This window comes from Azotobacter salinestris (assembly GCF_009363155.1).
Taxonomy (GTDB): Bacteria; Pseudomonadota; Gammaproteobacteria; order Pseudomonadales; family Pseudomonadaceae; genus Azotobacter; species Azotobacter salinestris.
Window position 1 is genome coordinate 2,737,764 of sequence record NZ_CP045302.1, and the last position, 11,448, is coordinate 2,749,211.

8 protein-coding genes are annotated in these 11,448 nt (G+C 66.6%); 2 read left to right on the forward strand and 6 right to left on the reverse strand.

Features of this window, described 5'->3' with window-relative positions; genetic code table 11:
- Positions 1–5: 5 nt before the first annotated feature.
- The 6 genes from GCU53_RS12860 to GCU53_RS12885 all read right to left on the reverse strand — a co-directional run bounded on the left by GCU53_RS12860 (position 6) and on the right by GCU53_RS12885 (position 9,015).
- Positions 6–1,394: a C69 family dipeptidase gene (locus GCU53_RS12860; RefSeq protein WP_152387963.1), complete on the reverse strand. Its 1,389-nt coding sequence runs from the start codon at positions 1,392–1,394 to the stop codon at positions 6–8.
- A gap of 313 nt (positions 1,395–1,707) precedes the next feature.
- Positions 1,708–2,430: an aspartate/glutamate racemase family protein gene (locus GCU53_RS12865; RefSeq protein ID WP_152387964.1), complete on the reverse strand. Its 723-nt coding sequence runs from the start codon at positions 2,428–2,430 to the stop codon at positions 1,708–1,710.
- Positions 2,427–3,647 (reverse strand): S-methyl thiohydantoin desulfurase domain-containing protein, encoded by a 1,221-nt coding sequence (locus GCU53_RS12870; protein WP_152387965.1) that lies wholly within the window; start codon positions 3,645–3,647, stop codon positions 2,427–2,429. The genes GCU53_RS12865 and GCU53_RS12870 overlap by 4 nt, the downstream gene beginning before the upstream one ends.
- Positions 3,648–3,686: 39 nt before the next feature.
- Positions 3,687–5,945 carry a sigma-54-dependent transcriptional regulator gene (locus tag GCU53_RS12875; RefSeq protein ID WP_152387966.1) on the reverse strand — a complete coding sequence of 753 codons (2,259 nt, stop codon included), beginning with the start codon at positions 5,943–5,945 and terminating at the stop codon, positions 3,687–3,689.
- A gap of 292 nt (positions 5,946–6,237) precedes the next feature.
- Positions 6,238–7,236: a LacI family DNA-binding transcriptional regulator gene (locus GCU53_RS12880; protein WP_152387967.1), complete on the reverse strand. Its 999-nt coding sequence runs from the start codon at positions 7,234–7,236 to the stop codon at positions 6,238–6,240.
- A 129-nt stretch (positions 7,237–7,365) separates the two neighbouring features.
- Positions 7,366–9,015: a glycoside hydrolase family 13 protein gene (locus tag GCU53_RS12885; protein ID WP_152387968.1), complete on the reverse strand. Its 1,650-nt coding sequence runs from the start codon at positions 9,013–9,015 to the stop codon at positions 7,366–7,368.
- A 129-nt stretch (positions 9,016–9,144) separates the two neighbouring features.
- On the opposite strand from GCU53_RS12885, the gene GCU53_RS12890 reads away from it, so the two are divergent.
- Both GCU53_RS12890 and GCU53_RS12895 read left to right on the forward strand, forming a co-directional pair.
- Positions 9,145–10,284 carry a substrate-binding domain-containing protein gene (locus tag GCU53_RS12890; protein WP_208845245.1) on the forward strand — a complete coding sequence of 380 codons (1,140 nt, stop codon included), beginning with the start codon at positions 9,145–9,147 and terminating at the stop codon, positions 10,282–10,284.
- A gap of 37 nt (positions 10,285–10,321) precedes the next feature.
- Entirely contained in the window at positions 10,322–11,362 is a 1,041-nt protein-coding gene (locus GCU53_RS12895) for an IS630 family transposase (protein WP_152385914.1), read from the forward strand.
- The last annotated feature ends 86 nt before the right edge of the window (positions 11,363–11,448 follow it).

An 11,448-nucleotide genomic window follows, 5' to 3' on the forward strand; every position in this document is an offset into this window, starting at 1 on the left:
GCTTCCTACGCGTTGTCCCGCTTCTCCGTGGAGTTCGTCATCAGGCGCTGGCATTCGCGCTGTGCCTTTTCCACCATCTGCAGGACGCTGCCCGTGCTGTAGTGCTGGGCGAAGGCGAGGGCGCTCTGCGGCGACTGCTGGTACATGGAGATCAGCATCGTCTTCAGGTGGTATTGCTGGAAGATGAACTCCTGCTCCTGGGCGTGCCACATGGCCTGCAGGCTGCGAAGAGCCCCGGACGTTTCGCTGCCGGCCTGCGAAAGGAGCGCCTTGAAGGCCCGGTAGGCGGAGTTGCCGCCCTGCGGATCCGAGCCACGGCTCAGCTCGTGGGGAATCTCCTGCAGCGCGTGGTAGAGCGGCAGGTAGGGCGTGCCCAGCGGAGAGCCCAGGGTCTGCCAGATCAGCCCCTGCAGTTCGGTGGGCATTTCCCCGTTCAGGCAGATGATGTGGCTGGCTTCGACCTGGTCGTGGCCGCTCGGTCGTTCCCTCCTGCCTTCGAACACCCGCCATGTGCTGGTGCTCCGCAAGACCGTCATGACGTCGGTGACGCAGAGCGGGCTGTCCGGCTTGAGGAACAGGGGATGTCGTGTCCGCCGCGGCCTCTGTCGCAGCGAGGGGGTCAGATGCTTCTGGGCGAGCCAGATCCGCTCGGCATCGTGGGCGCTGCCGGGGACGCCGAATGCCTGGGCGAAATCGAAGCGCTGGCGGTTGGGACAGACGAGGAGCCGCTGGTCCCGGACGAATTCGAACAGGCCGGGCGAGTGCAGCACGTCGTCCCCGTCGAAGTCGACGTCGTGGACGCGCATGCCGCCGGCCACGACCAGGTAGCTGTCGGCGGGAACCCTCACCGCGATCCAGTGATGTGCCGAGCCGGTCTCCAGGTACCAGGCCTCGAAGGGGTCGGCGACGATCACACCGCTGGCTTCGCTGGCGCCATGGACGGCGATGTAGCCGCCCAGCAGCTCTATGCCGTGGCGGGCGCTCAGGGCCTGGGGCAGCAGCAGGGTGGGGATGACGGCTTCCGAGACGCCGCCTTCGACCAGCAGGGGATCGGCCGCCCTGGCCAAGAGATTCATGGCCCGGCCGCTCGTCGTCGAGACGGCGACATTGTTCTCGTTGATCCCGCGCCCCTCGTGCAGGTGGCGCTCGGCTTCCCCGGCGCCGGCGGCGTTCGGCATGACGCTGTAGGCGAACCGGCTGGCCGGGACAGGAACGCTCAGGCCATTGCCCAGGGTCCATTTCCCATCGCGCACGACGAGGGGGTTGGCGTACTCCGGAGCGTGCCGATAGGCGAGATACCTGTTCCAGCGATGTCTGCTGCCATCTTCGTTACGGCAGATCATGGTCTGGTTGTCCGTGCTTGCTTCCCTGCCGATAGCGATGTTGATGCACATGAAACGACTCTCCTGTTGTGCCGGAAATCACGGGGCACCCATGGGAGGAAAACACCCGGCGGACAGAGCCATGCGCCGCAGGCGCTTGCATATCTGTCCGCGCTCCAGGAAGCAAGGTCTGTTCCATATTTATAAGTGATTGGTTTATAAGTATTTTTTTGAAATTTCGAGGCGGAGCGGAAAGCAGTGGTCGATTTCGTCCACTCGAACGCCGACTGGATGGACAGGATCGTCCGCGAGGAGGAGGCGCCCCGGAGCGGGGCGCCAGTCGAGGTTTCCGGGGCGGGGAGGCCATGGCAGCCTCCCCGACAGGCTAGAGAGCCGAGACCTTGCTGTAGGTCAGCCGGCTGGGGCGCAGCCGCATGCGCACCAGGGAGACCAGGAAGCCGAAACCGGCCTGGTTGGGATCGATGACCGGGACGTAGGTGCCCAGGCTCTCCTCCAACAGGGCGGCGACCCGGCCGGCCACGTCGACGAAGCCGGTGCAGCCCAGCAGCAGGGACTGCGCGCCGTCCTCGCGGACGGCCTTCAGGGCCTGCTCGAAGGTTCTGGCGACCACCACGTCGAGGTCGGCGAGCTCGGCCACGCTGCAGTCCACGGCGCGGATCGAGGCGAAGGAATTCTCCAGGCCGTAGGTCAGGACATGGCCGCGCTGCATGGCCAGCGTGCTCTGCAGCACGGTGAGGATGGAAAAGCGCTGGCTCAGGCTCAGGGCGGCGAAGGCCGAGGGCGGGAAACCGCCGACGATGGGGATGTCGACGACCTCGCGGGCCTCCTCGACGCCGCACATGTCGAAGTCGGTCAGCCAGATGCCGTCGAAGCCCTCCTGCTCCAGGCGGCGCGCCAGCGCCACCACCGGCATGCCGTTGCGCAGCCAGTGGGTGCGGTTCTCGATGCAGGGATAGCCTTCGGCGAGGTGGCGGATCTCCACCCGCACGTCGGCCGGCACCACCGGATCGATGGCCTGCAGGATGCGCTCGTCGTAGGCGCCGGTCGCCGCCGGGACCAGCACGCAGATGCGGATCGGCGCGCTCATGCCGCGGCCTCCGCGGCGCGGCGCTGCAGCCTGGCGACCGGCACGTAGGGCCCCAGGTAGCCCAGGTTCGCCAGCAACTGCCGGAAGGACTCGAAGATCAGCCCGCCCGGCTTGCGCAGCTCGGCATCGGCCTGCCAGGCGAGCAGGGTCACGGTGCGGTGCCTGACGCCGGGGGCGAGCTGGCCATCGGCCTGCAGCAGATCGCCGTTGGAATACACCGCCTGGTCCGGGCCCTCGAAGAAGTAGGCCAGACTGTCGGGGGCCAGCAGGATGGGCTGGGGACTCTCGCTGTCCCAGGCCAGCAGCGATTCGTTCTGGTAGACCACGGTGTAGCGGTGCTGTCCGGCCTGGATATGGACCTTGCCCAGATCGAAGCCGCCGACGGTGTCCGCCTCGGCCGCCACCAGCTCGCCCGGCTGGGAAACCGCATGGGCGACGATGCCGAGCTGGGTGTCCAGGTAGTCGATCATGGCCGCCGCGCTGCCGATCTGCCCGGATTCCAGGGCCCGTCCCAGCTTCAGCGCGCGGGACAGGGTGGCGCGGATCGGCAGGGCGACGGCCAGCTGGGCCGGGGTCATGACCCACATGGCCAGGCCGCCGAACTCGCCGAACTGCGGGGCGGCGACGATGGGCCGGGTCATCTGCTCGACGATCACCGACACGTCGTGCTGGTGCGTCGGATCGCCGGCGCCGCTGCCGCGCGGCGTCACGTCCAGCTCCACGCACAGCTCGTTCTGGCTGACCAGGAAGGCCGGCCGCGGGTTTATCCCGGCGGCGGCATAGGTGAGCATCGGCAGCGACGGCACGGCGCGCCCGGCACCGTCGGCGTCGATCACCGCCAGCCCCAGCCTGGCGGCCACCAGGCAGGCGACGACGAAGCCGAGGGCCCCGCTTTCCGGGGGCGCCACGTAGGCCAGCCGGCGCCCCTGGGCGGCCAGGCGTTCCTGCACCTGGCGGGCGGCCGCCACGGGGCCGATGGGGTAGGTCGTGGTGTTGATCGCCTCGGGTGCGCCCATGTAGGCGACCATCACGGTGTCTCCGGCGGTGGCCTCTTCCACCGACACCACCTGGACGCGCTCGGTGGGGTAGTAGTCGCCTTCGCGGAACTGCTCCGCCAGACGGCGGGCGGAGATGACGGTGCCGCCGCCTCCGCTGCCGAAGAAGGCGCCCCCCAGCAGCAGGGCTTCCATGTCCTGAGGACCGAGTTCGTACGCCATGGTGTTACTCCTTGTAATGCATGGTTGGGTAGTACGTGATCAGCGGCTGTTTTCGAGCTCCTCAAGCAACTGTAGCGCCCTGGCCAGCATCGGGCTGGGTGTCTGCTGCGACGCGACGCCGCGCAGCGCCCGGCCGAGCGGCTCGGCGGCCTGCGCCGCGCGCCGGGTCTGGCGCAGGAGCCGGGCGAGCTGGGTGGCGGCGGCGATGCGCGCCGACACCGAGCCCAGCGCCAGGGCGGTGGACAGGGCGCTGCGCAGTTCCTGCTCGGCACCGTCCTGATCGCCCTGTGCCCAGCGGGCCCGCGCCTTGAGGGTCAGCAGCTCGCCCAGGTAGGCGCGTTCCTGGCGCTCCAGGGCCAGGTCCAGCGCTTCGGCGAGCAGGCTCTCGCATTCGGCGGGACGTCCGGCCTGCAGCAGCAGCTCGCCGCGCTGCCAGGCCTGGAAGGAATGGAGCAGGCGGCCGCCGTGGTTCAGCATGTGGCTCTGGTAGCCCTCCAGCATGAGCCGCTCGGCCTCGTCGAAGGCGCCCAGCGAGCCCATGTGACAGCCGCGGAAGACCTGGCCGAGGCCCCGGTAGAAGGTGAAGCCGTGAGCCTCGGCGAGGGATTCCAGGTCCGCCGCCAGCGGCCCCAGGCGCTCCCGGTCCTCGAACAGGCAGGCCAGCCAGACGGCGCCCTGCAGGGCCAGGGCCCGGTTGAAGGGATGCGGGTTGTCCTCCCCGCAGCGCAGCAGCAGGCGCTGCATGGCCTGCCGCGCCTGCACGAAGGCACCCAGCTGGAAGGCCGCCAGGCCCTCGAAGGTCAGCGCCAGGGCACTCAGGTCGAAGCCCTGCAGGCCGTTGCGCGCCTCGCCCTCGCCGCCCTGCAGCAGCCCGCCGCGCGCCAGGCAGGCCAGGGCCTCCTCGTAGTCGCCCAGCCAGAACAGGGTGTTGGCCATGGCCACCTGGGCCTCGTCCAGGGCGGCCGGGCTGCCGATGTCGCGGGCGCGCTGCAGCATGTCCTGAGCCGTGGCGCGGGCCCGGCCCAGCTCCAGGGTCATCAGCTGGGCGACCCAGATGCCGAACTGCATGGAGACCAGCTCGGCATCCCGGTTCAGCCCCTCGCCCGCCTGCAGGGCCGCCTCATGGCAGGCGCAGGCCTCGGCGCACAACCAGCCGTTCACGCCGCGCAGGGCGATTCCCAGCAGGCGGTAAACCTCGAACCGCAAGGCGCGCGCATCGTTGCGTCGACCCAGCTTTCCCAGGCAGCGGCGCAACAGCGTGATCGCCTCGCGGAACTTCGCCACCTCGATCCGCTGGCGGGCGTTCTCCAGCAGGAGTTCGGCCTCCTGGCCGCGGGCCTCGCGGGACTTCAGGCGGCGCTCGACCACCTTGCGGCCGATGCCCAGCAACTGGGCGGCCGCGCTCTTGTTGCCGCCGCTGAGTTGCAGCGCCCGGTCGATCAGCAGTTGCTCGGCCGCCTGCAGCTTGTTGTCGCCTTCCAGCGCCAGCAGGGCGTCGGCCAGGCTGGCGCGCCCGGCGGCGGCCGGCTCGGCCGGGGCGAGGAAGGGCTCCAGTTCGGCGATGCCGATCCGCTCGGAGAGGGCTAGTACCCCCAGGCGGTCGATCAGGTTGCGCAGCTGGCGCACATGGCCCGGCCAGGGCGCCTGGCACAGCCGCTCCAGCGCCGCCTCGGAGAACGACAGCGGCCGCGGCTGGCGGGCGGCGAAGTGCGCGACCAGCGCCGGAATGTCCTCGCGGCGCTGGTCGAGGCCGGGGACTTCGAGCACGAACACCGTCAGGCGGTGATACAGGTCCTCGCGGAAGCGGCCTTCGCGGACCATGGCCGGTAGATCCCGGTGGGTGGCGGCGATCACCCGGCCCTCGAAGCGCAGGGGCTCGTTCGAGCCGATCGGACGGAAGCTGCGGGTTTCCAGCACCCGCAGCAGGCGGGTCTGCAGCGCCAGCGGCAGCTCGCCGATCTCGTCGAGAAACAGCGTGCCGCGACCCACCTGCCGGAAGTGGCCGGGACGCTGGCTGGTCGCGCCGGTGAAGGCGCCGCGGGCATGGCCGAACAGCTCGGATTCGATCAGGTTCTCCGGAATCGCCCCGCAGTTGACGTCGACGAACGGCTGCTCGGGATGCAGGCTCCTGGCATGCACCCGCCGCGCCACCACCTCCTTGCCCGAGCCGGTCGGTCCGCAGATCAGCAGGGTGTGGGTGGTGGGCGCGATGCGGTCGACCAGATTCAGCAGGCTGCGGAGCGCGGCCGACTTGCCGACGGTTTCCGTCGGTATGCCGAATGAGGAGGGCTCGTACATCGTACCGTTCCTTGGCGGGGAGGAATAAGGCGGGAGGAGAGGCGGGAGCGGCAGCTTGCAGCGATTTGGAGCGTTCGTCCAGATTTCTCTGCCCGCAATATAGCGTGCTTGACGCGTTGCGGCTTGAGCGGATCGCCTTGTCCAGCTTGCCATGAGCCTTGTCGGGAGGCCTGGAGCAGCCGGAGGACAGGGGGCTTGGCCGGGGCCCCGTCCTTTGCGGGGGCATGATCCTAGGGGGAGGCGATCCGAGGTGCAGCGTTTCGAGATCTGGATCCGCACGATCCGGCTTCGTTCACCAGGACTGGCGAGCCACGACGGGGCAGGGTACCCAGTGGGTGAAGGGCTCGTCGCGCTCCTCGATCAGGTGCTGCGCGGCGCGGCGGCCCAGCTCGTAGTAGGGGAGCTGCACGGTGCTCAGTGGCGGATAGAACAGCTCGGCGACGCCCACCATGTTGTCGTAGCCGAGCACCGCCACGTCGGCCGGGATGCGCAGGCCGCGGCTGAGCAGGTACTGGTAGGCGACCAGGGCGATGCGGTCGTTGCCACAGACCAGCAGGTCGAAGGCCGGTTTGCCGTGCGACTCGCTCAGCTGGCGCTCCAGCTCGGCGATGGTTTCCCCGTAGGCGTCGTCGGTCGACAGGTCGTACTGGCGGACGCTCTCCGGGGCGATGCCGGCCTCCGCAAGGGCGCGCGACAGGCCCTGCTGGCGCAGCTTCCAGGCCAGGCTGTGGCGCGGCAGGTTGATGCACAGCGGGCGGCGATAGCCGCGTTGCAGCGCCTGGCGCACGGCCTGGTACTGGCCGTCCTCGTCGTCGGGCACGTAGCAGGCCACGCCGGGCTCGGTGCTCATACAGCCGCTCAGCACCAGCGGCTTGCTGCGCAGCGCCGGGGGAATCTCCAGTTCACGCAGCTGCATGGCGCTGAACACGATGCCGTCCGGCCGGTGCGACAGCATCAGGTCGATGGTTTGCGGGTTCAGCGGGATTTCGAACACGTTGAGGATGAACACGTTCCAGCCGTGTTCCCGGGCGGTGCGTTCCACCGAGAGCAGCATTTCCACGGCGAAGGGGGTGGTCGCCGTGTCGAGCGCGAAGACGCCGATGGTCTTGCCGCTGGAATGGCCGCCGCGGATCTTGCGGGCGGAAAGACTGGGCACGTAGTTCAGGGCTTCGATGGCCTGGCGGACCTTCGCCAGGGTTTCCGGGTTGAGCTTTTCCGGGGTGTTGATCGCTCGGGACACGGTCATCGGGGAGACCCCCGCCAACCGTGCGACATCTTTGACCGAAGCCATGTGCGGGTGCCATTGCCTGTATGGCCGGGCATGATGTCATGCCCGGCGAAAGCATGACAACACGACGGCAGGCGGCACGGGCGGGGCAAGAAGGATCGCTCGAGGCTGAGGAGCCGGCGCTGGCGGGCGTCAAGTCGCCTGTGTGTCCAGCGCGATGGCAAAGGACTCGTAGGGCTGCAGCGCTAGGTCCTGCCCGAGCACGTTGCGGGGCCCGTAGTTACTCACCAGGCTTTCGCCCGCGAGGTCGCGCAGATCGGCCGGCAGCTCAAGCTCGACCAGTTGCCCGGAAAAGTTGTTGATGACCACGATGCGCTGGTCGCCAAGCTGGCGCTCGTAGGCGAAGACCTGCGGATGCGCGTCCAGAAGCGGCCGGTAGTCGCCGTGGACGATCACCGGGCGCTCCTTGCGCAGCCGGATCAGCGTGCGGTAGTGGTGAAGGATCGACCCCGGATCGTCGAGCGCGGCGGCGACATTGATCTCGCGATAATTGGGATTGATCCTCATCCACGGCTTGCCGTGCGAAAAGCCGGCATGCTCGCTCGCATCCCAGTGCATTGGCGTACGTGCGTTGCCACGGCTGTTGGCGTAGATGCCTTCCATCATCGCCTCATGTGACACGCCCGCCGCAATGCGCTCGCGGTATAGGCCCAGCGATTCGGCATCCTGGTAATCCTCGACCGACTCAAAGCGCACGTTGGTCATGCCGATTTCCTCGCCCTGATAGATGTAGGGCGTGCCCTTCAGAAAATGCAGCGCAGTGGCGAGCATCTTCGCCGACTCGACCCGGTAGCGGCCGGGATCGCCGTAGCTCGACACCGCCCGCGGCAGGTCATGGTTGTTCCAGAACAGCGAGTTCCAGCCAGTGTCGCCAAGAGCGCTCTGCCACTTGCCGATGACCCCCTTGAATTCGCGCAGGTCGAAGGCGCGCGGCGTCCATTTGCCGTCCTGCTGGTCCCAGGTCAGGGTGATGTGCTCGAACTGGAACACCATTGACAACTCGCGGCGGGCGGGCTCCGAATACAGCTTGGCGATCTCCGGCGTCACGCCCCAGGTCTCGCCGACCGTCAGCACGTCGCGTTCGCCGAAGGTCGCGGCGTTCATCTCCTGCAGCAACTGGTGCAGGTGCGGGCCGTTGGTCGTGATGCCGCGATCGATGTCCTTGCCGATCAGGTCGATGACGTCCATGCGGAAGCCGCCGATGCCCTTGTCCAGCCACCAGTTCATCATCTGGTGTACTTCCTGCTGCACCTGTGGATTGGCCCAGTTCAGGTCCGGCTGACGCTTCGAGAACAGGTGGAAGAAGTACTCGCCGGTCGTCGCGTCGAATTCCCAGGCGCTGCCGCCGAAGTTCGAGCGCTGTTCGTCCGGCGCGGAGCCATCAGCGCGGGGGGCACGCCATATGTAGTAGTCGCGGTAAGGGTTGTCCCTGGATTTGCGCGCCTCGATGAACCAGGGATGCTCATCGGAAGTGTGGTTGACAACCAGGTCCATGAGGATACGGATGTCGCGCCGCGCGGCCTCGGCGATCAGCGCTTCCATCTCCGCGAGCGTGCCGAACTCCGGCGCGATGTCGCAATAGTCCGAGATGTCGTAGCCGTGGTCGTCCATCGGCGAGCGGAACACCGGCGACAGCCAGATCACATTGATGCCCAGCGTCTGCAAATAGTCGAGCTTGCCGATGATGCCCGCGAGGTCGCCGATGCCGTCGCCATTGGCGTCGGCGAAAGAGCGTGGGTAGATCTGATACACCACGGCGTTATGCCACCACTTCGTTTCCACGATGAGAACCCTCGTTAATTTTTTTGTTCGTCCCAAAGATTCGACGGAATCGTGAAGCATCTCTGGTGATGAATTTGCTGATGAGCACGATATCCAAAGCGATTTGGATATTAATTAAAAGCGCTTTGGATGAAAAAATTTTTTCAGCGCCAGGATGAGGTCCCTTGGAAATCATTAAACCTTGCGCATTCGGCAGATCGGCGTATGTCGGTCGATCAGCGCCAGGAACAGGCGGAAGAAGGGCATATGAAAGTAAATCTGAAGATGTTGTCCGAGTCGCTCGGACTGTCGCAAACGACTGTAAGCCGGGCGCTCAATGGCTACTCGGAAGTCAGCGAAAGGACACGCCAGCGGGTCATGGAGGCGGCGGAAAGGCTCGGTTATCAGCCCAACTCGCAAGCACGCCAGCTCGCTACCGGCCGCACTGACACAATCGGTATCGTTTTTCCATTCAGCGTAAGCACTATCGGCGACATCCGTTTCGGTGAGGTCGTGTCCGGCATCACCGAGCGGCTTGCCGAGCATAACCTTGACTTGCTGATTCATTCGGCGCGGCCCGACGCCGAGCTCGAAACCTACCGCCGTCTGATCGACAGCCGACGCGTCGATGCGTTGATCGTGACACGCACGCGGGTCGATGATCCGCGCATAGGCCTTCTGCAGGAGCGGAACTTCCCCTTCGTCGCCTATGGCCGCACGCAGAGCCGCATCCCCTACGCCTGGTTCGACTTCGACAACGAAACTGGCGGCCGCCTGGCAGCCGAGCGCCTGCTTGCGCTCGGCCACCGCCGCATCGCCTTGGTTCACGCGCCGCTGGAGATGAACTTCGCGATGCAGCGTCATGCGGGCTTCGTCGCGGCCCTGTGCGCAGCCGGAATCGAACCCGATCCCGAATTGATCGTCGAGGCGCCGGCTGACCGTACCGGTGGTTACCAGGCGGTTCGCAAACTGCTTGCCATGCAACAGCCGCCCACGGCCCTGCTCGTCGACAACAATGCGATTGGCGCTCTTCGAGCGCTTGGCGACTGTGGCTGGAAGCCGGGTAGCGGCCCGTCGCTGATCGTATACGACAGCATTCCCTTCGAAATTCCGTTGACCTACAAGGTCACCTCAGTGATGCAGCCGACCGGCGAATCGACCGGCCAGGCGCTGGCCGATCTGGTTGTCGACGTGCTGGCGGGCAAGCCGCTCGACCAGTTGCACCAGCTCAAGGTGCCATACATCGACCCCGGTGAGACCGACGGTCCTCCCATCGTTTTCGGTTATTAAGGTGGCCCTTAAATAGACGTCTAGTTAGACTTCAGGCATGGAAAAGATCGACGCCCGCAAACTGACCGCAGAGAGTCGCAAGCTGCTTCGCCAGATAGTGATTCGCCTGCGCCAGCAGTCCAACATGAAAGTCGAGGAGTTGGCCTCGGTCACCGGTGTGCATCCGACCACCATCAAGACTTGGCTGACCCGTGCCAACCGCGAGGGCGCGCAAGCCCTGGAGGAAAAGCGTCGGGGGCGCCCGGCGGGCGCCTGCCGCAAGCTGACGCCGGCCGACGAGCAGTGGCTGCGCGAGCAAATCGTCGAGCAACCCCCGCAGCAGCTGCAGTTGCCGTTTGCCCTGTGGACGCGCCCGGCCATCAAGGCGCTGGCCAGGGAACGCCTCGGGATCGAGCTGCAGGACCGGTTGATCGGCAAGTATCTCAAGCGCTGGGGGTTTACGCCTCAGCGTCCCGTGAAGCGGGCGCAGGAGCAGCGGCCGGAGGACATCGAGCGCTGGCTGAAGCAGACCTACCCCCAGGTCAAGGCGCGCGCCGCTGCCGAAGGAGCGGTGATTCACTGGGGGGACGAAACCGCAGTCAAGGAGGATGCGAACTGGATACGCGGCTACGCCCCCAGGGGCCAGACGCCAGTGCTGGCGACGCCCACTCGCTGGCACAAGCTGTCGATGATCTCCGCAATTTCGCCCCGTGGCGAGGTGGCCTTCCAGATCGTCGAAGGCAGTATCAACGCGCTGCGTTTCATCGACTTCCTGAGCCGCCTCGTTGAAGGGACACCGCAGAAGATCTTCCTGGTGGTCGATAACCTGCGCGTCCACCATGCCAAGGTGGTCAGCGAGTGGCTCAGTGACAAGCAGGACAGGATCGAACTGGTGTTCCTACCACCCTATGCGCCCGAGTCCAATCCCGACGAGTACCTGAATCGGGATTTCAAGACGGCGCTGCGCAGCGGCCCGGTCAGCCATGACAAGGCCAGCCTGCTGGACAAGGCGATGGCTTTCATGAACACACTCGGCAGCTTGCCCGACAAGGTCATGGCCTATTTCCAGCATCCTGCAGCACGCTATGCCATGGCGTGAATTTAAGGGCCTGATTAATAGCATGCAAGCGGCGGCGATAGCCGCGCTCGAACGCCTGGCGCACGGCCCGGTACTGGTGGCCGTCC